The sequence below is a fragment of the Aeromonas taiwanensis genome (assembly GCF_000820165.1).
Classification (GTDB): domain Bacteria; phylum Pseudomonadota; class Gammaproteobacteria; order Enterobacterales; family Aeromonadaceae; genus Aeromonas; species Aeromonas taiwanensis.
The window spans coordinates 1-20521 of record NZ_CDDD01000082.1; the positions used below are offsets into that span (position 1 = coordinate 1).

General features: G+C 60.7%; 19 protein-coding genes, 1 pseudogene and 1 other annotated feature. Of the genes and pseudogenes, 7 read left to right on the forward strand and 13 right to left on the reverse strand.

Annotation, left to right across the window (positions count from 1 at the left end; all coding sequences use genetic code 11):
- The 3 genes and pseudogenes from BN1136_RS14150 to BN1136_RS14160 form a co-directional block, all read right to left on the reverse strand.
- Nucleotides 1-678, reverse strand: a pseudogene (locus BN1136_RS14150) (HvfC/BufC family peptide modification chaperone); the annotation flags it as partial.
- Nucleotides 609-1478: an MNIO family bufferin maturase gene (gene bufB / locus BN1136_RS14155; protein WP_043808740.1), complete on the reverse strand. Its 870-nt coding sequence runs from the start codon at nucleotides 1476-1478 to the stop codon at nucleotides 609-611. The gene bufB and the pseudogene BN1136_RS14150, both read right to left, overlap by 70 nt.
- Nucleotides 1479-1538: 60 nt before the next feature.
- Entirely contained in the window at nucleotides 1539-1802 is a 264-nt protein-coding gene (locus BN1136_RS14160; RefSeq protein WP_043759054.1) for a BufA1 family periplasmic bufferin-type metallophore, read from the reverse strand.
- A gap of 435 nt (nucleotides 1803-2237) precedes the next feature.
- Between BN1136_RS14160 and BN1136_RS14165 the strand changes: the two genes are divergently transcribed.
- Both BN1136_RS14165 and BN1136_RS14170 read left to right on the forward strand, forming a co-directional pair.
- Entirely contained in the window at nucleotides 2238-4262 is a 2025-nt protein-coding gene (locus BN1136_RS14165; RefSeq protein WP_043759052.1) for a BCCT family transporter, read from the forward strand.
- A 63-nt stretch (nucleotides 4263-4325) separates the two neighbouring features.
- Nucleotides 4326-5291 carry a DUF1848 domain-containing protein gene (locus BN1136_RS14170; RefSeq protein ID WP_043759050.1) on the forward strand — a complete coding sequence of 322 codons (966 nt, stop codon included), beginning with the start codon at nucleotides 4326-4328 and terminating at the stop codon, nucleotides 5289-5291.
- A gap of 133 nt (nucleotides 5292-5424) precedes the next feature.
- On the opposite strand, the gene BN1136_RS14175 is transcribed toward BN1136_RS14170, so the two are convergent.
- The gene (locus BN1136_RS14175; RefSeq protein ID WP_082034998.1) at nucleotides 5425-5778 is read right to left on the reverse strand and encodes a hypothetical protein; all 354 of its coding nucleotides are present in this window, start codon (nucleotides 5776-5778) and stop codon (nucleotides 5425-5427) included.
- Nucleotides 5779-6253: 475 nt separating this feature from the next.
- Between BN1136_RS14175 and BN1136_RS19945 the strand changes: the two genes are divergently transcribed.
- A complete protein-coding gene (locus BN1136_RS19945; RefSeq protein ID WP_082034997.1) occupies nucleotides 6254-7354 on the forward strand; it encodes an AAA family ATPase in 1101 nt (366 codons plus the stop codon).
- Nucleotides 7351-8046, forward strand: coding sequence for an HNH endonuclease family protein (locus BN1136_RS20265; protein WP_156135310.1), 696 nt, complete (start codon nucleotides 7351-7353; stop codon nucleotides 8044-8046). The genes BN1136_RS19945 and BN1136_RS20265 overlap by 4 nt, the downstream gene beginning before the upstream one ends.
- A gap of 278 nt (nucleotides 8047-8324) precedes the next feature.
- Here the strand turns inward: BN1136_RS20265 and BN1136_RS14185 are convergent, their stop codons facing one another.
- From BN1136_RS14185 to BN1136_RS14210, 6 genes are all read right to left on the reverse strand, one after another.
- Entirely contained in the window at nucleotides 8325-8591 is a 267-nt protein-coding gene (locus tag BN1136_RS14185) for a hypothetical protein (protein WP_043759033.1), read from the reverse strand.
- Between the two features lie 449 nt (nucleotides 8592-9040).
- On the reverse strand, nucleotides 9041-9439 hold the full coding sequence (locus BN1136_RS14190) for a YybH family protein (RefSeq protein ID WP_043759030.1): 399 nt from the start codon (nucleotides 9437-9439) through the stop codon (nucleotides 9041-9043).
- Nucleotides 9440-9551: 112 nt separating this feature from the next.
- Nucleotides 9552-10826 carry a threonine synthase gene (gene thrC / locus BN1136_RS14195; RefSeq protein ID WP_043759027.1) on the reverse strand — a complete coding sequence of 425 codons (1275 nt, stop codon included), beginning with the start codon at nucleotides 10824-10826 and terminating at the stop codon, nucleotides 9552-9554.
- Nucleotides 10823-11803: a homoserine kinase gene (gene thrB, locus BN1136_RS14200; RefSeq protein WP_043759026.1), complete on the reverse strand. Its 981-nt coding sequence runs from the start codon at nucleotides 11801-11803 to the stop codon at nucleotides 10823-10825. Before thrB ends, thrC begins: the two co-directional genes overlap by 4 nt.
- 14 nt (nucleotides 11804-11817) lie before the next feature.
- The gene (gene thrA, locus BN1136_RS14205) at nucleotides 11818-14277 is read right to left on the reverse strand and encodes a bifunctional aspartate kinase/homoserine dehydrogenase I (RefSeq protein ID WP_043759023.1); all 2460 of its coding nucleotides are present in this window, start codon (nucleotides 14275-14277) and stop codon (nucleotides 11818-11820) included.
- 48 nt (nucleotides 14278-14325) lie between these two features.
- Nucleotides 14326-14460: a sequence feature (Thr leader region), on the reverse strand.
- Nucleotides 14461-14528: 68 nt separating this feature from the next.
- Nucleotides 14529-15236, reverse strand: a complete 708-nt coding sequence (locus BN1136_RS14210) for a tRNA/rRNA methyltransferase (RefSeq protein WP_043759022.1) — start codon at nucleotides 15234-15236, stop codon at nucleotides 14529-14531.
- A 195-nt stretch (nucleotides 15237-15431) separates the two neighbouring features.
- Between BN1136_RS14210 and aceK the strand changes: the two genes are divergently transcribed.
- Complete coding sequence (gene aceK / locus BN1136_RS14215; RefSeq protein WP_043759020.1) at nucleotides 15432-17159, forward strand: bifunctional isocitrate dehydrogenase kinase/phosphatase; 1728 nt, start codon at nucleotides 15432-15434, stop codon at nucleotides 17157-17159.
- Between the two features lie 105 nt (nucleotides 17160-17264).
- Here aceK and BN1136_RS14220 read toward each other — a convergent pair whose 3' ends face one another.
- Nucleotides 17265-17654 carry an META domain-containing protein gene (locus BN1136_RS14220; RefSeq protein ID WP_043759018.1) on the reverse strand — a complete coding sequence of 130 codons (390 nt, stop codon included), beginning with the start codon at nucleotides 17652-17654 and terminating at the stop codon, nucleotides 17265-17267.
- 166 nt (nucleotides 17655-17820) lie between these two features.
- Here BN1136_RS14220 and BN1136_RS14225 point away from each other — a divergent pair, with 166 nt between their 5' ends.
- Nucleotides 17821-18297, forward strand: a complete 477-nt coding sequence (locus BN1136_RS14225) for a hypothetical protein (protein WP_043759016.1) — start codon at nucleotides 17821-17823, stop codon at nucleotides 18295-18297.
- Between the two features lie 4 nt (nucleotides 18298-18301).
- Here BN1136_RS14225 and BN1136_RS14230 read toward each other — a convergent pair whose 3' ends face one another.
- Together BN1136_RS14230 and BN1136_RS14235 are read right to left on the reverse strand one after the other, a co-directional pair.
- Nucleotides 18302-18781, reverse strand: coding sequence for a putative 4-hydroxy-4-methyl-2-oxoglutarate aldolase (locus tag BN1136_RS14230; RefSeq protein ID WP_043759041.1), 480 nt, complete (start codon nucleotides 18779-18781; stop codon nucleotides 18302-18304).
- Nucleotides 18782-18899: 118 nt separating this feature from the next.
- On the reverse strand, nucleotides 18900-19295 hold the full coding sequence (locus BN1136_RS14235; RefSeq protein WP_081843649.1) for a DUF3293 domain-containing protein: 396 nt from the start codon (nucleotides 19293-19295) through the stop codon (nucleotides 18900-18902).
- 385 nt (nucleotides 19296-19680) lie between these two features.
- Between BN1136_RS14235 and arcA the strand changes: the two genes are divergently transcribed.
- On the forward strand, nucleotides 19681-20400 hold the full coding sequence (arcA, locus tag BN1136_RS14240; RefSeq protein ID WP_010673581.1) for a two-component system response regulator ArcA: 720 nt from the start codon (nucleotides 19681-19683) through the stop codon (nucleotides 20398-20400).
- The last annotated feature ends 121 nt before the right edge of the window (nucleotides 20401-20521 follow it).

Below are 20521 nucleotides of genomic sequence, written 5' to 3' on the forward strand. Positions count from 1 at the left end.
GCCATGGTGAAGCTCCAGTTCGACCAGCAGATCCAGGGTGACGAGGGAGGCGAGGTGCTCGGCCATCGCCGCCTCTTGAGCCAGCAAGTGGGCCAGGGGCAGCCCCTGCTGGCAGCCGTGCAGCAGGCGCCAGGCGGCGGCATCCAGAGGGATGGGGCCGACCTCGTGACCGGGGCGTTTTTTTAGCGCCAGCCAGCTCGGGGCATCCCCCTCACTGACCATCTCCCCGCCGTGCAGGGCCATGTGCCAGAGCGCCAGCACCGGATAGGAGCTCTCGAAGAGGACCATATCCCGCGCAGGGTGCAGCACCAGTTGCTCCCACTGCGCAGGGGGCAGGGCCGCCAGCCGCTCGGCCGGCCAGCGCCGCGTCTCTGGGGCCAGCAGCGAGACCCGTTCCAGCGCCCACTCGAAGCGGGCCAGATCCCCGAGCCAGGGCAGGCTTGCCGTGGTGGGCAAGCCTGCCAGCCAGTCGCCAAAGCCCTCCCCATATTGCATGACGCTCCCCTCCCCGAGCGGCTCGGCCAGCACGAAGCCCCGCGCCGCGGCGTCGAAGAAGGTCTCGCCGACCATGGCCCGAACTGCGGGGTAGCTGCTGGCGAGCACCTCGGTCAGGCCGAGGATGAAGTTGTTGCGGTGGATCTGCAGCACGGCCTCGGGCGGGAAGTACCGGGAGCGGATCTCCCCCANNGGGCCTGGCGGGCCTCTGCCAGCAGCACCGGCAGCGGGGGGATCGCCAGATCCCACTCGATCAGGGTGGGGATGGCGCGCTCCCGGCAGACCCGGTCATAGAGGGCCCACACCGGAGACGCCACCGGCGCGCTGTGGGTGTCGATATAGAGGGCCCCCTGGGGCAAGTGCTTCTCGGTAAAGCCGGCCAGGTGAATTTCGCCGACCGTGTCGAGGTCGATGGTCGCCAGATAGTCGTCCACCTCCAGGCCGTGGTTGCAGGCGCTCACGTGCAGGTTGTTGAGATCGAGCAGGATGCCGCAGCCGCTGCGTCGCACCAGCTCCGCCAGAAACTCTCCCTCCCCCATCTCGGCGGGCAGTTGCAGATAGGATGAAGGATTCTCGATAAGCAGCTGGCAGCCCAGGGTCTGCTGCACCCGCTCTATCTTGTCGCTCATGTGGGCGAGGGCCGTCCGGGTGTAGGGCATGGGCAGCAGATCGTTGAAGTGGCGCCCGCCGATGCTGCCCCAGCTCAGGTGCTCGGAGACCCGCACCGGCGAGACGGCCGCCACCAGGGCCGCCAGCTGGCGCAGGTGGGCCGGGTCGAGCGGGTCGGCGGAGCCGAGCGACATGCCGACCCCGTGCAGGCTGACGGGATAGTGCCCGGCCAGCTCAGCCAGCACCTCGGCCCCCCGACTGTGGCGCTCGAAGTAGTTCTCGCTGTGCACCTCGAGCCAGCCGACCTCGGGCAGGGTCTGGCGGATCTCGTCGTAATGGGGCGGGCGCAATCCGATACCGATCAAGGGATTCATGGCAATGACCTCGGGTGGCAGGATGCCGGGGCGCGAGAATGCCGCCCCCCGGCACCGGGCTTATTTGGGTTGCAGGGAGCCACCCGCCAGCTTCTCGCACAGCCCCTTGGGCACCACCACGAAGGCATCTCCCTGGGCGTCCATCTTGGCGGTACCGGCGCAGGATCCCCCCTTGCTGGCGCAGTCGTTCTTGCCCGCCTTGACCACGCCGTAGCACTTCTCTTTTTCCTCCGCCGCCATGGCCGGCGCGGCGATCATCTGGGCCCCCAGGGCCAGCAGACCCGTCATGGCAGAGGCGATGGCAGTACTCTTTTTCACGTTCATGTCTCAATTCCTTGTTGTCGTGAGGGATGTATCCGGCCCGTGTCGTCCGGCTACGTTCAATAGAACCGGACGAGGGGCGAAAAGATTTCCCAAAAAGGCGGATTCGCTCGCTATTAACAAAAAAGAAAGTGACAACTCATTGTTTTATAAAAGATGTTACGTGTGAATGAAAACGGTCAACGAAGGGCCCTGACCTCCGCGCCACCTTCCATCCCCTCCTGCGTCCATCAGGAGGGCCGCGAGTTGAACGGGCCCTCCCCCGCCTCTCCTTCCCCGATGGGCCGTCAATTGCCTGCCCGCCCTCAGCGCCCGGGCCGCTTGAACGTGAGCGGCTTCACATGCGCCTTGCTAGGTGCGTAAAAATCCCGCTGAGGTAGTCTGTTTTGCAAACAATGGCCCTATAGTGTCATGAGTCCCTCTACCCAAAGGTGTCCCATGAACGCCCCTCGCCCCCCCAGATGCACCCTGTCGCTGCCCATCTTCATCCCCGGCCTGCTCTTCATCCTGGCGTTGCTGGCCATCTGCTCCCTGGCCCCCGAGGCCGCCGCCCGCTTCTTCGGCAACGGCCAGAGCTGGATCGCCGAGCATTTCAGCTGGTTCTACGTGCTGGTGGTCGGCATGTTCCTGATCCTGCTGCTGGTGATCGCCTTCAGCCACTACGGCAACATTCGCCTGGGGCCGGACGATGCCCGCCCCGAGTTCAGCTTCACCTCCTGGCTCGCCATGCTGTTCGCCGCTGGCATGGGGATAGGCCTCATGTATTTCGGGGTGGGCGAGCCCATGAGCCACTACGTCTCGCCGCCCCAGGCGACGCCCCTGACGCCGGTGGCCGCCCGCGAGGCCATGGTCACCACCTTCTTCCACTGGGGCTTTCACGCCTGGGCCGTCTACGCCATCGTCGGCCTGGTGCTGGCCTACTTCGGCTTTCGCTACAACCTGCCCCTGACCATCCGCTCCGGCCTCTATCCCATCTTCAAGGAGAAGATCCACGGGCCGCTCGGCCACGCGGTGGACGTCTTCGCCCTGGTGGGCACCATCTTCGGTATCGCCACCACCCTGGGCTATGGCGTGATGCAGCTCTCGGCGGGGATCACCCGGCTCACCGGCATGGACACCTCAGGGGAGCTGTTCCGCTTCGGCCTCATCGGGGCCGTCATCGCCCTCGCCGGCGTCTCGGCGGTCACCGGGCTCGACAAGGGGGTCAAGCGCCTCTCAGAGCTGAACCTCTTCCTCGCCATCGTGCTCCTGCTGTTCGTGCTGCTGGCCGGCCCCACCCAGTACCTGCTGGGGGCCCTCTCCGAGAACATAGGCAACTATGTCTCCTCTTTAAGTCAGCTCACCTTCCGCACCTTCACCTACAGCGAGACCCGCCAGGCGGGCTGGTTCGGCAACTGGACCCTGCTCTACTGGGCCTGGTGGATCTCCTGGTCCCCCTTCGTCGGCCTCTTCATCGCCCGCATCTCCCGCGGGCGCACCCTGCGCGAATTCATCCTGGGCGTCCTGTTCGTGCCCACCGCCTTCAACCTGCTGTGGATGACGGTGTTCGGCAACGCCGCCATCTGGGCCAGCCAGCATGAGGGGGGACAGAGCCTCATCGACTCGGTCGGCAACATCGACACCCTGCTGTTCAACTTCTTCGATCTGTTGCCGGGGGCCGACATCACCTCGGCGCTCGCGGTGATCCTCATCAGCGTCTTCTTCGTCACCTCCGCCGACTCGGGGGCCTTCGTCATCGACAACATCGCCACCCAGGGCAAGGAGGGCTCCCCGGTCTGGCAGCGCCTGTTCTGGGCCGTGCTGCTCGGTGTCACCGCAGGCACCCTGATGAGCACCGGGGGGCTCGCCGCGCTCCAGTCCATGACGCTCATCGCCGCCCTGCCGTTCGCCTTCATCATGGTGCTGCTCTGCCTCGGCCTGGTGCGCGGCCTGATTGCGGACAGGGAGCACTCGGCCAGACGCCTCTCCCCCGCCACCGATTTCTGGAGCGGCAAGCAGTGGCGCACCCGGATGGATCACCTGCTGCGCCCCTCCACCGAACAGGGGGCTCGCAAGTTCCTCGCCGAGGTCGCCCTGCCGGCCCTGACGGCCCTCAGCCAGGAGTTCGCGGCCCGGGGGATCATCAGCCGGGTCGAGCAGGAGGATACGGAGCAGTGCCACCTGCTGGTGCCCCAGCAAGGGCGGCGTGACTTCTGCTACGGGGTGCGTATCGAGGCCCGCCCCGCCCCGGCGTTCAACCCCCTGGAGGCGGCCCACAACCACGATCCCGAGGCGCGCATCTTCGAGCCCATCACCTTCTTCGCCGACGGCCGCGCCGGCTACGACGTTCAGTACCTGACCCGGGACGAGCTGAGCGCGGACGTCTTGCGCCAGTACGAGCGCTATCTGGTGCTGAGCCAGGACGAGGGGCAAGATCTGCTGAGCAGCGCGCCGGAACACACGCCGCCGGAATCCGGGGCCTGATAGACCCGGCAAGTTGGCAAGGGGCACCCCCTTGCCAACCGACTTGGCAAAAACCGCAACGCCATGATCATCAGCGCCAGCAGACGCACCGATATCCCGGCCTTTTACACCCCCTGGTGGATGAACCGGATAAGGGCCGGTTTCCTGCTCACCCGCAACCCCTTCAATGCCCATCAGATCTCCCGGGTGTCGCTGCCCCCGGAGGAGGTCGATGCCATCGTGTTCTGGACCCGGCAACCGGCCCCCTTGATGGGGCACCTGGATGAGCTCGATGCCCTCGGCCACCGCTACTACTTCCAATACACCCTGACCGGCTACCCCAGGGCCCTGGAGAGCCGTGTCCCGCGGCCCCATCACGCCATCCAGACCTTCTGCGCCCTGTCAGACAGGGTCGGCGCGAACAGGGTCATCTGGCGCTACGACCCCATCCTGCTGTGCAACCTGGTCGATCTGGCCGAGCACAAGCGGCTCTTCTACAAGATTGCGTCCCTCCTGGCCGGCAAGACCCACAGGGTCGTCATCAGCGTGGTCGACCTCTACAAGAAGACGGAGAAGAACCTGAACGCGGTCGAGGGGCTCATCGTGCACGACCTGCTGGGAACGGAATGGGGCAAGGCGCCAGCGCACCATGAGGCGCTCGATGAGCTGGCAGCCTTTATGGCGCAGACCGCAGCCCGGTTCGACATGACCATAGAGACCTGCGCCGAGGCCGTGGATCTCGCCCATCTCGGCATCCCCCATGGCAAGTGCATCGACGACCAGCTGATCCAGGCTCTGTTCGGGCGCCGGGTCGACGACAGAAAAGACCCCGGCCAGCGCGAGGCCTGTGGCTGCGTCAAGAGCATCGATATCGGCGCCTACAACACCTGCCTCCATGGCTGCACCTACTGTTACGCCACCTACAGCCAGAGCGCCGTCATCAAGAACCGGCAGCGCCACGATCCCCTGAGCCCCTTCCTGATTGGCGGCATAGAGGGGGTGGATGCACGTTATCTGGTGGCCGACCCCCTTCAGAGACCGCTCTTTTAACCCCAGGCCCGATGGCTTGCCGCTGCCGTGATGCGCCCCAGCCAGCCGTGGCCGGCCCCATGCCCCCGCTCCTTCCCCCAAAAAAGCAGGGGGCCTGATGGCCCCCGCAAACACACCGGATCAGCACAGCGCCTTATTGGGCGGCGCTGTCCTTCACACACTTCTGGATAAAGCTGTTCTTGGCCGCGCCAGCCAGCTTCTTGTCGGCGGCAGCTTTTTCGCACTTCGCCGCCGGATCGCTCGCCCCGCCGGTTTTCACGCACTTTTGCACGAAGCTGTTCTTGGCCGCCCCCGCGAGCTTCTTGTCGGCAGCCGCCTTCTCGCACTCGCCGGTCGCGGCGCTGGTGGCATCTTTCACGCACTTGCCCACAAAGCTGGTCTTGGCGGCCCCCGCCAGCTTCTTGGCCGCGGCCTGGGCCTCGCACGCCTGCTGCGCCCCCGAGCCATCGCCCGCCATCGTTGCACTCTGGGCCACCCCCATTCCCATGCCAAACACCGCCACACACAGACTCAACACCATCAGGATCCGCTTCATATGACCAACTCCCATCGTTCTATCCATTGTGGTTAGCCCCACTCACGCGGGCCAAACGAGGCACCCTCGCCTCGCTGCACTATAGTCCCCCCGCTTGATGACAACCAAAGTGCCGCCGTACTCGCACAGCCTTCCTTCCCCCTGCCCGCCCCCGCTCCACCAAGACGAGAGGCTAGATTGGTGAGCTGGCGCAAAAATTCAGCGCTTCTCGCCAGTTGCGTCAATTTTCAACTGGTTTGCGTATGAGGCTTGAGGCTATGCTGGCCATTCGGCGCCTATAGCACCATCCGGGCCCCGCCCGCTGGTCGATGGAGCGCATTGGAAGCTGTAATCCAGGGGCGGTAGCGTGGGATTGTTGGCTTACGCGATACATTTCCTAATAATAATTTTAAAAATTATCTATTAACATATAAAAGAACATATTTAAATGAAGGAATTAAATTCATCCAAAACATATATGAAAGATTTTCCAGCGTCAGGGAAAACCTTTATTCTTACAGGTAAGAACGGAACAGGAAAAACGAGACTGTTAGAAGCTTATACGTGTGAAATTTTGAAAAAAAACAATATAGGTAATGTAATTTGTCTCTCGGGCACTGTCTTGGATAGATTTCCCATTACCACTAACAACATAAATAGCGATAATAGCTATATATATTTAGGAAAGAAAACAAACAACAATATGTTTTCCGAAATAGCTCCATATCGCCGTATATTCACGTACCTTTTAAACAGAGACACCCCTAAGTGGGAATCAAGAGCATTAATTGCGAGTCAACTATTATCTAAAATAGGCTTGGGAAATGTCATCAAATTTAAGTTCAGAGCTGGAAGAAATAAAAGAATAAATTTAGATGGAGCGAATAGAGATTTAAAAATACATCTTGATGCTCAACATGAATTTAATCGCCCTATGGAAATAGAACGTCTTACTCAAGTTGATGGTTCCGAATTACATATATCAGGGGTGTTTATAGAAAAAAATGGCGTAATTTATGATATAGCAGACCTGAGTTCAGGAGAACGATGTTATGCATTAGTAATAATTTCTATGGCATTTTGCACGGCGGATAGATCTGTAGTTTTGTTTGATGAGCCAGAAAATTCTATGCATCCAAAGTGGCAACTGTCACTTATATCTGACATGTGGGAAATATTAAACTTTATTGATGTTAATGCAAAGATTATAATCGCCACTCACTCACCACTAGTTTCCACCTCCTCACGAAATGAGAGCACCTACTTATTGAGCTTAGATGAAGACAGCGATTGGACTAAGTCGAATCTTTTTGGCCATACAAGCGATAATATATTAAAAATACAATTTGGTCTCAACTCTGCAAGATCTAACTCCTTTATAGTGAAAGTAAACAACTGCCTTAGTTCATTACTTCGACTAGGCGATGCCCCTGATGAGTTTAAACGGCATGCAGATATTTTACTAAGCGAAAAGATCAACATTGGTATTGACGACGTTCTTTTTGATACAATTGAAGAAATCAAAAAAATCCGGAGGGAATTACAATGACATTAGGCCCCCCAAAATTAACCGGCTCCGGAATAAGGTTTATAGTAAATAAGAAAAACAACAAAAAAACAATATCTGAGTTTCAGTCAGGAAATATTGACTGGTCTGACAAAAAGCTATCTACAATTAAAAGCTCCATACGCAAACTATTGCGACAAGAACAAGGTGGTCGATGTGTATATTGCAGAAGAATAATAATAAAAGAGAGAAATAATGTTTATGAAGATATAGAGCACTATCTAGATAAATCTAAAAAAAAGTATAGGCAATGGGCGTTCCTGTCACTAAACTTGTCCTTGGCATGTCATGCTTGCAACTTTCAAAAAAGCACAAAGGACTTGGGCCACACACACAACATCACACCATATTCATCTTATCCAAAAGGCATTGGTTTTTATCATTGGCTACACCCTCACTTTGATAACTTTCATGACAACATTGAAATAAGAAAAGGCTGGGTATATGTAGTTAAAAACAATGCACCATCACCAATACAAGCTCAGAATCAGATTTCCGAATGCAAATTAGATAGTATTTGTAGCATCGAAGCTCACAGCGAGATTATAAAAGATAAAATTTTAAGGCTTACAAGTTTATCTCTACGAGCAATGAAGAGGAATAAACATTCATTAGCCGCAGCTTTAATTAATGCATCCTTACAATATCAAAAGGACATTCGTTTTGACTATTAGTTATTTAAAATGAAAATCTAGGGCACCCACTTTTCTTAGCCAGCCACCACCGGCTGATTTTATCTGTCATCACACACTGCACCGACAAGAACCCGCTAAAGATCTGGCAAATACCGTTTGCCCAGTGGGCCGAGTGTTCATACGTAGTAACGAAAAGGTGGGTGTCCCAACTCAGAATCTTCACGGCCTTCAGGCCGTCGTGCTGGGTGAGCGGACACAAAAAAACCATCCCGCCCGGGATGGTTCTTTGTTGGCTGGCTTGAAAGGTGAGGGCCCCCTTACCACCCCCCCTGGGGTGGTTGCTGGTTACGCGACTCCACCATGGCAATCAGGATGGCCATCAGGCTTGATATCAGCATCAGTCCCATGGCGATGGGAAACGTCACCAGGACGTAAGAGAAACGCCCGATCTCTGCCGCCGGAGAGTCCGATAGCATTATCATTGGCAAGGGGAATACCAATAACAGGGCCAGGTAAAACATGATCCTGGCGATCATCAGGGGGGTCTTGAGGGACTGGGTCACTATTTTTCGGTACGGCCACATGATGGTTTGCTCCCTGCACTGTGGTGTTGTTGTTATCGATAAGCCGCGCCTTCGAGGTATCTGCGGCCCTGCTTGTCCATGATGGCGTCAAGCAGCACCCTGATTAACAGCCGCGAGGCGCCGGGTCAATGGCCCGCATCGAGTCTTTCTCAACCGGATTTTTCCCCTCCATTTTATTGTCCTGCCCCTGTCTGCCTTGCTGGGTAAAAAGCGCTCTCCACACGCGCCAGTCCGCAGCAACCGCTGAGACAGAGGATCCTGGCAGCAGGTTGTGATACGGCGCCATGCGGGGAGTTGTGCCCGGGCTCCCACTGTGGTGCGACGCCAGCGGGGATGCCTCGATGATGGCCGGGAGGGGCCCCGAGACGTCAGATGCGGGCCGGGGCGCGGCCCTTGGGGAAGGCATTCAGGGGGGATGGCTCAGAGAGAGGGCCATCGAGTGGCTGGCATCAAGCTTCCGCCGCCAGCAGCGTGGTGCCGTAGGAGTTATCTATGGTGCAGCGCCACTCTCCATCCGTCTCCTTGCGAAATACATAGGTGGCACGCCGGTTCTCGTCGATCCACCCCTCGCCGCCCGGGTAGCGCAGCCGGGTCTCCATGATCACCAGGGCGTTGTCGGCCCCCTCGATCACCTCCATGGCCCCCTGGGTCACCTCAAGCTGGCCGTCAAAGTAATCCGAGATCGCAGTGAAGGCGCGGCGGATGGCGGGGATGCCGCGCACCACCATGCCGGGTTTGACCACCAGGGCGGCGTCTTCGGCGTAGAAGGCCATCAGGGCGTCGAAGTCGCGCCGGGAGATGGCGGCGTCACATGTCTCGATCAAGGTGCGAAGGGGATGCTGGCTCATGCCGTGCTCCTTGTTTCAGGGTGATCAGGGCGGGATTCCCCGCGCTATGACGGACATAAAAAATCCCCCGCTTTCGCGAAAAAGCGGGGGATCGTCAGCGTCTCATAACAGCTTAACCGAGCAGGAAGGCCTTGAGGCGGCCAAAGTCTGCGGGCAGATCGTGAGACAACAGCGGCAGCGCGGCGTGCTTGGCGAGCGGGCCGGGCAGCGGCACATCGAGATTCAGGATCTCGTCCACCGACTCCTTGAACTTGGCCGGATGGGCGGTGCAGAGGAACACCCCTACCTCGTCTTGCCCAAGCTGCTCGTTCAGCAGATCCCAGGCGATGGCGCCGTGGGGCTCGCACAGGTAATCCAGCTGGTGCAGGCGTTTAAGCGCATCGCGAGTCTGGGCGTCGTCACGCATGCCTGAACCCAAGGTTTCCAACGCCCAGCCCTTGCGACGGCACAGCTCTTCCACGCGCGGCCAGTTGTTGGGGCGGCTCACGTCCATGGCGTTGGACAGGGTTGCGACCGTCTGGTGCGGCTCCCACTGGCCGGTCTTGAGGTAGCGCGGCACGGTGTCGTTGGCGTTGGTGGCGGCGATAAAGCGCTTCACCGGCAGCCCCAGCGCCTTGGCGATAAGACCCGCGGTGAGGTTGCCGAAGTTGCCGGACGGCACGCTGATGACCGCCTTGGCGCGATCGGCTTTCGGCAGCTGAGCCACGGCTTCGAAGTAGTAGCAGACCTGGGCCAGCAGGCGGCTGATGTTGATGGAGTTGGCGGAGTTCAGGCCGATGGCGGTCTTGAGCCCTTCATCGTCGAAGGCATCCTTGACCAGCGCCTGGCAGGCATCGAAGTCGCCGTCGATGGCGATGGTGCGGATGTTGCCACCCAGGGTGCAGAAGAGCGCCTCCTGCAAGGGGCTGATCTTGCCCTTGGGGTAGAGGATCACCACTTCAATCCCCTCCAGGCCGTAGAAGGCGTGGGCCACGGCGGCGCCGGTGTCGCCGGAGGTGGCGGTGAGGATGGTGATCTTGTCGTTGGTGCGGAAAGCGGCCAAACACTGGGCCATAAAGCGGCCGCCGAAGTCCTTGAACGCCAGGGTCGGGCCGTGGAACAGCTCCAGGGCATAGGTGCCATCTTTCAGCTTCACCAGGGGCGCCGGGAAGGTGAAGGCGGCGTCGATCAACTCGCTTACCTTGGCAGCCGGTACTTCGTCACCCAGCAGGTGGCTCAGGATACGAGCGGAGCGCTCGGCGAGCGGCAGATCCAGCAGGGCATCCACGTCGGCCAGCGGCTCCAGGGTCTCCGGGAAGAACAGCCCCTGTTCGCGGCCCAGCCCCTGGCGCACCGCCTGGGCAAAGCTCACCTGTTCACTCTTGTCCTTGATGTTGTAAAGATTCATAGCTCGCTTCCTGTTACCCGTGCCCCGGCCATGTCCAGTTTGCAGACCCGGGCAAATCCATCTTCATTGCGCACGAAGTGCGCTTCCATCCACTCTTTCATTCGTTCGGCCTGGGCCGGATCCTTCATCACCACGAACACGGTGGGACCGGACCCCGAGATGCCGGTGGCCAGCGCCCCGTTCTGGGCCGCCTGGGCCCGCACATCGTTGAACCCTTCAATCAGGGCCGCGCGATAAGGCTCGGCGATCACGTCTTTCAATACACTGGCGGCCAGTCCTTCCTGACCGCTGTAGCTGGCGTGCACGAAGGCGGCCAGCCGGCGGCCATAAGTGAGGCAGTCCTGACGGCGATACTGGGCCGGCAGGATGGCGCGGGCGGCGGCAGTCGAAACCACTGTGCCCGGGTAGCAGACCACCCAGTACCAATCGTCAAAGACCGGGATGCCCTGGCTGATGACACCCCCCTCCTCCAGCACCAGCTGCATGCCGCCGAGATAACAGGGCGCCACGTTGTCGTAGTGGACGGAGCCGGAGATCTTGCCCTCCATCTCCCCCATCAACAGCAGCATGTCGTGTTCATTGAGGGGCGCGCCGTGGAAGGCATTCAGGCCCTCCAGCGCCGCCACCACGCTGCAGGCGCTGGAGCCGAGGCCCGAGCCCACCGGCAGGTTCTTCTCCAGCACCATCTCCAGGGGTTGGAGCCCGAGGCCGCGCTTCTCCAGTGCCTCGCCGTAGGCGACCCAGCAGTCGTAGAGGATGTTCTTTTTGGGGTCATCCGGCAACTTGTGGGCATAGCGGCCCACGGAGGAGAGGGCGAAGGGCACGTCGGCCCGCTTCACCTGTACTCTGTCCCCCAGCAGGGAGCCATCCACGGGGGCGAGGGCCGCCCCCAGTACGTCGAAGCCCACGCTCAGGTTGGCGCTGGAGGCCGGTGCATAGGCGACCACGCTGCCGCCCACTTCCACATTCGGGTTCATCGCTGAACTCATGCTTATAACTCCTGCTTCCAGTTCTGGGTGCGCAGCACGTCGGCGAAGACGCCGGCGGCGGTCACTTCGGTCCCTGCGCCATAGCCGCGCAGCACCAGGGGGATCGGCTGGTAATAGGTGGAGAAGAAGGCGAGCGCGTTCTCCCCGTCTTTCACCTTGAACAGCGGCTCGTCACCGCCCACCGCCTTGATGGCGACCTTGCACTTGCCACCCTCGATGGAGCCGACGTAGCGCAGCACCTTGCCTTCACGCTGGGCCGCCGCGAACTGGTCGCGGAACCAGCCGTCGGCCTCCGGCAGACGGGCCATGAAGGCTTCCACGTCGCCGCTGACGTCGAAGCCCGGCGGCAGCGCCTGCTCCACCTCGACATCGGAGAGCTCCAGCGCCATGCCGGCCTCACGGGCCAGGATCAGCAGCTTGCGGGCCACGTCCATGCCGTTCAGGTCGTCCCGGGGATCCGGCTCGGTGAAGCCGTTGCCGCGGGCGATCTGGGTGGCTTCGGAGAAGGCCATGCCCTCGTCCAGCTTGCCGAAGATGAAGGAGAGGGAGCCGGACAGGATGCCGTCGAAGGCGCGCAGCTTGTCGCCGGCCTTGATCAGGTTCTGCAGGTTCTCGATGACCGGCAGACCCGCGCCCACGTTGGTCTCGTACAGGAACTTGCGGCGAGTCTGGCGGGCGGTGCGACGCAGCGCCTTGTAGTAATCCAGGGACCCGGTGTTGGCCTTCTTGTTCGGGGTGACCACGTGGAAGCCGGCCGCCAGGAAGTCGGCGTACTGGACGGCCACGGCCTCGCTGGAGGTGCAATCCACGATCACCGGGTTGATGAGGTGGCTCTCTTCCACCAGCTTCTTCACCGCCTCCAGGCTGAAGCTGCCTTGCGCCTCCACCAGCTGTTCACGCCAGTTGGCGAGGTTCAGGCCATCCTTGTTGACCGCCATCTGGCGGCTGTTGGCGATGCCCACTACCCGAAGGCCAGTGCCCTGCTCGGCCAGTACCGGCTGTTGGCGGGCGATCTGATCCACCAGGGCCGCACCGACGCCGCCGACACCGACCACGAAGAGGTCGATGAACTGCTGGCTGCCGAAGAAGTTCTGGTGGCACGCCTTGATGGCTTCCGCCACCTTGCCGGAGCGCACAACCGCAGAGATGGAGCGCTCGCTCGAGCCCTGCGCGATGGCGACGATGTTGATGGACGCCTGAGCCAGGGAGGTGAAGAAGCGGGCCGCCATCCCCTTGGAAGTGCGCATGCCGTCACCGATCAGGGAGATGATGGCGAGATCGGTCATGATCTCGAGCGGATCCAGCAGCTGGTTCTTGAACTCCAGCTCGAACTCGCGCTCCAGCACCTTGCGGGTCTTGTCGCTGTCGTAGCTGTGGATACAGAAGCTGACGCTGTACTCGGAGGACGACTGGGTGATGAGGACGATGCTGACCCCGGCGCGGGAGACGGCGGAGAAGATGCGACCCGCCATGCCCACCATGCCCTTCATGCCGGGGCCGGAGACGTTGAACATGCACATGCCGGAGAGATCCGAGATGGCCTTCACCTTCAGATCGTCCTCCCCCTGGTCGACCCCGATGAGGGTGCCCGGACCCTGGGGGTTGAAGCTGTTCTTGATGAGGCAGGGGATGTGGAACTGGGCCACGGGGGCGATGGTTTTCGGGTGCAGCACCTTGGCGCCGAAATAGGAGAGCTCCATCGCCTCCTTGTAGGAGAGGGTTTTGAGCAGGTAGGCATCCGGCACCAGGCGCGGGTCGCAGTTGTAGCAGCCCTCCACGTCGGTCCAGATCTCGCAGCACTCGGCGTCCACGCAGGCGGCCAGCACGGCGGCGGAGTAGTCGGAGCCGTTACGGCCCAGCAGCACGGTTTCGCCCTTGTCGCTGCCACCGGTGAAGCCCGGCATCAGGTAGAGGCAATCGGAGCGCAGACCCTTGGCGGCGAAGCGCAGGCGGGAGGCTTCGATGTCCACGTGAGCTTCGAGGTAGCCGCCGTCGGTGACCAGCAGCTGCTCCGGCACGATAAGATCCAGTTCGAGGCCGCGTACCCGCAGCAGTTCGTGCATGAAGGCGATGGAGAGGTTCTCCCCCCGGCTCAGGATGCGGGCCTGGACGTTGTCCGGGCAGAGCCCCAGCAGACGAACCCCCTGCATCAGGCGCTCGACCTGATCCAGCTCGGCGGTGAGGCGGCTTTGCAGCGCCTTGTCATCGAGGGCCGGGTAGGCGGCCTTCAGGCCCGCCAGCAGGCGGGAGAAGATGCCGTTGATCTCGAACAGGGTGCTGCTGGCATCCATGCCGCGGCTGGTCTGTTCCACCAGGGCCACCAGGTGGTTGGTCACCTTGGCCGGTGCCGACAGCACCAGCGCCACCTGGGACTGCCCGTGGGTGTTCACCGCGATATCGGCGACCCGCAAGAAACGCTCTGCATCGGCCAGTGACGACCCGCCAAACTTCAACACTCTCATCGCTTTCTCTCCCTGTAATCCGTTGAAAATCAGTCTGAAATTGCCCCAACAAAAAAGGCCCGTACTGGGTGGGTACGGGCCTTTTTCTGATTTCTGTGCTTGTTCGTCAGCGCATCAACCGGCCCCAGTGCCACCTGTGGTGGTACCGGTAATAATGGTGGTGGTGATGACGTTGGTGAATAGCTGCATGACGAACACTCTTGAACGAAGCTGGCTTTTAGCAATACCGCGCCGGACGTCGGGCTGTCAACCTAAACCTCCTTGCCAAACTTGCGGGCGAGGTCTTTGCAGAGCAGATGGAGCATATTCAGATCCCGTTGCGGCAGCATGGGCACTCGGTCCATCACCCATTGATGTAGTTTTTCATCCTGCGAAACACCGAGATCATTAAGCAATTCTGCTGTTTTTAATTTCAGCACGCGAACCTGCCCGGTGCTCTCAAAATTTTCTGCTACCGACCGGGACTCGTCGACCGGCTGGTCATCCAGCAGGGGGCTCAGCTCATAGGCGTACAGCATGATCGCCTGCCCCAGGTTCAGGGACGGGTAGCTCACCTTGAGGGGCAGGTAGCTGATGAGATCGACCTGGGCGAGCTGCTCGTTGGAGAGGCCCGACTCCTCGCAGCCAAACACGATGGCCACCTTCTCAAGGGAGGGCTTGGCGCGGATCTGCTCGCGAATTTCCCCCGGGGTGAGGTAGTGCTGGTAACGGCCGCGCTGGCGGGCCGTGGTGGCGATCACCAGATCCATGTCGGCCAGCGCCTCTTCCAGGGTGTCGAAGGCCGACGCCTCTGCCAGGATCTCCTGCGCCCCGTGGGCCACCCAGCTCGCCTCTTCCTCTTCGTGTACCCGGCTCCCTACCAGCCGCATGGCATCGAAGCCCATGGTTTTCATGGCGCGGGCGGCAGCCCCCACATTGGCGGCGCGGGCGGGTGACACCAGCACAAAATAGAGTTTCATCGAGTTCTCTCCTGGATGGGGCCGGCGCCGCGAACGGCTGCGAAACGCCGGCAAAACAGGGGCGCAATCTACCGTTTATCCCCGAAGATTGCCACTTGAACAGATGTTTGGATGTTGCCATAGTGGCCCCGGGAGTGACCCGTTTTGCTCCTGGCAGAGACACCATCGGCCCGCCAGATCACAAGGAAGAGAGAGATGCAGCAGCCATTGGAGCAGGCCGTCGCCGAGACTATCCTGCAACGCTTCGAGTCGTTTTACAGCCGCTTTCTCGAGATAACCCAGGGCAGCAAGAGCCGCTTCGAGAACAGCGACTGGCTGGGGGTGCAGCTCGCCGGGCGCGAGCGCATCCGCCTCTATGATCACCACGTCGGTGCCACCACGGCCCGGATCAAGCAGATGATGGGGGAGCATCACGCCACCCAGTCCCTGCTCAAGCAGGTGAAGGGGGCCTTCAGCGATCTGCTGCCCCGCTGCGAAAACTTCGAGGTGGCGGAGTCCTTCTTCAACTCCGTCTATCGTCGGATCTTCCGCCATCGCAACATTCGCGACGAGAACCTCTACATCCACCCCTTCGTGAGCCGCGGCGACCATCCCGACCTGAGCGCCCTGCTGCGGGTCTATCGCACCGATCTAGCCCACCTGCCCCAGACCCTGAGCCAGCTGCTCGGGGATTACAGCTTCACCCTCCCCTATGAGGACAAGCAGCGGGACATCATCGACATCCACCGCCACCTGGCCGAGAGCGGCCCCGCCATCCTGCAGGAGGAGCCGTTCGCCATCGAGCTGCTCAAGGAGGTGTTCTATCGCAACAAGGGGGCCTATCTGGTGGGGCTCATCCGGGTGAAGGGGCAGGTGCTGCCCTTCATCCTGCCCCTGCTCAGCACGGGCCAGAGCATCTATGTGGACACCGTCATCTTCGAGCCGGAGCTGGCCTCCATCGTGTTCGGCTTCGCCCGCGCCTACTTCATGGTCTATGCCCCGGTGCCGGCGCTCTTCGTCGCCTTCCTGCGCCAGATCATGCCCCGCAAGCCGGACTACGAGATCTACAACGCCATCGGCTGCCAGAAACACGGCAAGACCGAGCTCTATCGCCACTACCAGCAGCACCTGGCCCAGAGCCGGGAGCAGTTCGTCATCGCCCCTGGCATCAAGGGGATGGTGATGAGCGTGTTCACCCTCCCCTCCTACGACGTGGTGTTCAAGGTGATCAAAGACGAGTTCACCCCGCCCAAGGAGGTGAGCCACGAGCAGGTCAAGGAGAAGTACCGCCTGGTGAAACAGCACGACAGGGTGGGCCGCATGGCCGATACCCAGGAGTTCACCAACTTCGAGTTTCCGCTGGAGCGGATTTCGCCAGCGCTCCTGGCCGAGCTCAAGGCGGTGGCCCCCTCGGCGCTCACCATCACGGCCGACAAGCTGGTGATAAGGCACCTCTATACCGAGCGCAAGATGATCCCGCTGAACCTCTATCTGGATCAGGCGGACGAGCAGCAGACCCGGCTCGCCCTGGAGGAGTACGGCAACGCCATCCGCCAGCTCGCGGCGGCCAACATCTTCCCCGGCGACATGCTGTTCAAGAACTTCGGGGTGACCCGCCACGGCCGGGTGGTCTTCTACGACTACGACGAGATCTGCTACATGACGGAGTGCAACTTCCGCCAGATCCCGCCACCGCGCTACCCGGAAGACGAGTGGAGCGCCGAGCCCTGGTATTCGGTGGCGCCGAACGACATCTTCCCCGAGGAGTTCGCCACCTTCCTGCTGCAAAAACCCCAGGTGCGGGAGATCATGATGCAGCTGCACAAGGAGTTGTTCGATGCCAACTACTGGAAGCGGCTGCAGAGCAACATCAAGGAGGGGGTGTTCGAGGACGTCTATCCCTACCGGCGCAAGAAGCGCTTTCGCTTTCAGCGGGGGGGCTGACCCTCTGCCCCGCGATCAAAAAGGGACGCCACGGCGTCCCTTTTGCACATCCCTGTCACACTGTGGTGCGGGCATCAGTCTGCGACAGACTCTGACGGCACCAGATTATTTGACGGCGTTGAAGGTCAGCAGCGTCGCCTTGCCGGCATCCTGGAGCACCAGCTGATCGCCGGTCACCTGGAAGCCTGCCACCTTCTCCAGCGCTTTCAGGTAGTCCATCTCCTTGCTCATCTGATCCCCGATACACATCATGCGGGTCGCACCGATGGGACCGAGCGTCAGCACGCCGTCGCCTTGCTGGGTAATGCCGCCAAAGTAGCGATTGCAGCCGCCCTTGCCCACAACCTTGTCACCGGCAAGCTGCAGGGTGAAGGTGTCACCGCTCGCCCCTTGCAACTGCCAGGTCGATGCCTGCAGTTCGGCCATTGTGGACCCCGTCGTCATGGCGCAGCCTCCCAGGGCCAGTGCGGCCAGCAGGATCAGTTTCTTGTTCATGAGTTCACCTCGTGATGGAGATTATCGTGAAGACACAGAGTGAGTGGCCTGTGTAACACGACTCCTCCCCCCGTCAAAACTCTTTTATTGTGATCGGGGTTCCCTTTACAGCCCGCTGGCCTGTGCCATGCTTGTAGTCCTGTTCGGGCCCAAGGAGGGGAAACGAATGGCCAGATCTCTCGTCATCGCACTCGCATCCAGCCTCGCCTTCTCGGCCCAGGCCGCCGACTGGAGTTTTCTCCAGACGGATGCAGACAACTCTCTCTACGTGAAGAGCTATTCCGGCATCCTGCTCGGCAATCAGGCCCACCCGGGCGACAACTTTGACATCTGGCTCATCAATACTGGCTACCAGTATCCGGTGGAGGACGACATCAGCCTCTACATGGAGGCGGGGCCCGCCATCGGCACCGACAGTGACCGAGCCGGCTTCAATATCAGCTCAGGGGTGCGCTATCGCGTCTCCCCCTCCCTCAACATCGGCAGCCAGCTCAAGCAGCTGGAGGTGAGCAAGCCCAGCACCCTGGTGGAGCTCAACAGCAGCCTGCTGGTGACGCCGCAACTGGCCATCACCGCCAACTACGGCGTCAGCGCCTTCAGCACCGAGCAATTCCTCACCCTGGGCGTGGGCTTCAACTTCTGAAGCCTCAGAGCAGGCGTGCGCCGCTCACCAGCACACCGTTGAGGTCGGCGTAGACATAGTCACCCGGGGCTATGGTCACGCCGGCAAAAGAGACCACCGCATCCAGCGTCCCCAGCCCCCGTTTCTCGGTCTTGACCGGGCAGGGCGCCAGCGCCTTGACCCCGAGCGCCAGCGTGGCCAGGGTGCCCACATCCCGCACCGCGCCGTTGATCAGGATCCCCTCCCACCCCTGCTCCACCGCCTTGATGGCCAGTTGATCCCCGAGCAGTGCCCGGCGCAGGGAGCCTCCCCCGTCGATGACCATCACCTTGCCCTGGCCGGGCCGGTTCACCAGCTCCCGCACCAGGCTGTTGTCCTCGAAACAGGAGAGGGTCACCGCCTCGCCGTGAAACAGCGCCTTGCCGCCATAGTCGTGAAACAGGGGGTCGGCCACCTGCAAGGTGTCACCGTGTTCATCGCAAAGGTCGGGCAGTAGGTCCAGCATGCTCATCATCCTTCCATGGAGTGAAATCTGTGCGCTCATTCTTTCATCATAGGGAGGGTCTGACAATCCGGGACCTGGGCAGCCCGTCCAGATGGGTGAGCTCTTACTCACCCCTTCGTCACGCAGGAGGGCGGATCCGCCAGCGGAGGGCCAGCCGCCCCAGATGGCAGGGCGCCCCCTGGAGCAGGGCGGGCACCAGCCAGAGCTCACCGGCCTCCACCCAGTAGAGGGCATTCTGCCCGAAGCGGGCGGCCAGCCGGACGGCTTCGGCCTGCGAGAGTGGCAGCAGCAGGGAGGCCTCCTGCCAACGCTCGTCTTCATCGCTCCCCCACACCGGCAGGACGGGGAGCTCGCCCACCTGCCGCATCAGGGCCCGCTGGCGGCGGGCATTGCGACGCGGCCCCACCCAGCGGCTGGCCGGGTTCCAGGCCGTGACGATGGCATAGGCAGCCCAGTCCGGCGGCGCAGAGGGGGCAATGAAGCACACTTTTCTGTAGTTTTCCCACAAAGTCATGTCAACCACATGTTACATCCCATTACATTTATTAAGGGCGAAAAAGCGGGCCAGCCCAAGTATGATGCAGCGAACTCGGGGATTGACTTATATCAAACCCGAGTTAAAAAGTTGCTATCTGACGGCAAAGAGTGTTGTTATGCGCCTGTTAACTGATAAAATGCAGCAACTTTTGTAATGGACTACCTCTCCGGACACCTCTCGATCAGACTTGTTGAGAGCCTATGGATGGCACAGGGACGCTTGCCAACATAGTTACCAAATTCGCGATGATTCGACCTGATTTTCATACCCAGGATGACGTAATAAATTTTCAGGACCGGTCGGATAACGCCAAAGAGTGTTAAAATTTCGATAATTAACTGATAAGAATCTGGGAATACTCATGCAAACACCACATATTCTGATCGTCGAAGACGAGCTGGTCACCCGCAATACACTCAAGAGCATCTTCGAGGCCGAAGGCTACATCGTGCTGGAAGCCAACAATGGCGACGAGATGCACCAGGCCCTGACCAGCCACACCATCAACCTGGTGATCATGGACATCAACCTGCCGGGCAAGAACGGTCTGCTGCTGGCGCGCGAACTGCGTGAGGATGACAATATCGCCCTGATGTTCCTGACCGGCCGTGACAACGAGGTGGACAAGATCCTGGGCCTGGAGATCGGTGCCGATGACTACATCACCAAGCCGTTCAACCCCCGCGAGCTGACCATCCGCGCCCGCAACCTGCTGAGCCGCACCATGAACGTGGCCGCCGGTGGCGAAGAGAAGAAACTGGTGGAGCGTTACCTGTTCAATGGCTGGGCGCTGGACATCAACAGCCGCGCGCTGGTCAGCCCGGCGGGCGACATGTTCAAGCTGCCGCGCTCCGAGTTCCGTGCCATGCTGCACTTCTGCGAAAACCCGGGCCAGATCCAGACCCGTGCCGAGCTGCTCAAGAAGATGACCGGCCGCGAGCTCAAGCCTCACGACCGTACCGTGGATGTCACCATCCGCCGCATTCGCAAGCACTTCGAGAGCGTGGGCGACACCCCCGAGATCATCGCCACCATCCACGGTGAAGGCTACCGTTTCTGCGGCGAGCTGGAGCAGGAATAAGCCAGCTCCCGTGTGTGAAGCGAGAGGCGCCTGTTGGCGCCTCTTCTGTTTGTGGCAACCACTGCAGTAGAGGCGTGAAAAAAGCGCAAAACAAAAAGCCCACTCGACGGAGTGGGCTTTT

What these genes read in the sequence shown, in the direction of transcription:
- BN1136_RS14160 (WP_043759054.1), bottom strand. Translation starts at nt 1,802, where the DNA reads ATGAACGTGAAAAAGAGTACTGCCATCGCCTCTGCCATGACGGGTCTG.
- BN1136_RS14165 (WP_043759052.1), top strand. Translation starts at nt 2,238, where the DNA reads ATGAACGCCCCTCGCCCCCCCAGATGCACCCTGTCGCTGCCCATCTTC.
- BN1136_RS14170 (WP_043759050.1), top strand. Translation starts at nt 4,326, where the DNA reads ATGATCATCAGCGCCAGCAGACGCACCGATATCCCGGCCTTTTACACC.
- BN1136_RS14175 (WP_082034998.1), bottom strand. Translation starts at nt 5,778, where the DNA reads ATGGGAATGGGGGTGGCCCAGAGTGCAACGATGGCGGGCGATGGCTCG.
- BN1136_RS19945 (WP_082034997.1), top strand. Translation starts at nt 6,254, where the DNA reads ATGAAGGAATTAAATTCATCCAAAACATATATGAAAGATTTTCCAGCG.
- BN1136_RS20265 (WP_156135310.1), top strand. Translation starts at nt 7,351, where the DNA reads ATGACATTAGGCCCCCCAAAATTAACCGGCTCCGGAATAAGGTTTATA.
- BN1136_RS14185 (WP_043759033.1), bottom strand. Translation starts at nt 8,591, where the DNA reads ATGTGGCCGTACCGAAAAATAGTGACCCAGTCCCTCAAGACCCCCCTG.
- BN1136_RS14190 (WP_043759030.1), bottom strand. Translation starts at nt 9,439, where the DNA reads ATGAGCCAGCATCCCCTTCGCACCTTGATCGAGACATGTGACGCCGCC.
- thrC (WP_043759027.1), bottom strand. Translation starts at nt 10,826, where the DNA reads ATGAATCTTTACAACATCAAGGACAAGAGTGAACAGGTGAGCTTTGCC.
- thrB (WP_043759026.1), bottom strand. Translation starts at nt 11,803, where the DNA reads ATGAACCCGAATGTGGAAGTGGGCGGCAGCGTGGTCGCCTATGCACCG.
- thrA (WP_043759023.1), bottom strand. Translation starts at nt 14,277, where the DNA reads ATGAGAGTGTTGAAGTTTGGCGGGTCGTCACTGGCCGATGCAGAGCGT.
- BN1136_RS14210 (WP_043759022.1), bottom strand. Translation starts at nt 15,236, where the DNA reads ATGAAACTCTATTTTGTGCTGGTGTCACCCGCCCGCGCCGCCAATGTG.
- aceK (WP_043759020.1), top strand. Translation starts at nt 15,432, where the DNA reads ATGCAGCAGCCATTGGAGCAGGCCGTCGCCGAGACTATCCTGCAACGC.
- BN1136_RS14220 (WP_043759018.1), bottom strand. Translation starts at nt 17,654, where the DNA reads ATGAACAAGAAACTGATCCTGCTGGCCGCACTGGCCCTGGGAGGCTGC.
- BN1136_RS14225 (WP_043759016.1), top strand. Translation starts at nt 17,821, where the DNA reads ATGGCCAGATCTCTCGTCATCGCACTCGCATCCAGCCTCGCCTTCTCG.
- BN1136_RS14230 (WP_043759041.1), bottom strand. Translation starts at nt 18,781, where the DNA reads ATGCTGGACCTACTGCCCGACCTTTGCGATGAACACGGTGACACCTTG.
- BN1136_RS14235 (WP_081843649.1), bottom strand. Translation starts at nt 19,295, where the DNA reads ATGACTTTGTGGGAAAACTACAGAAAAGTGTGCTTCATTGCCCCCTCT.
- arcA (WP_010673581.1), top strand. Translation starts at nt 19,681, where the DNA reads ATGCAAACACCACATATTCTGATCGTCGAAGACGAGCTGGTCACCCGC.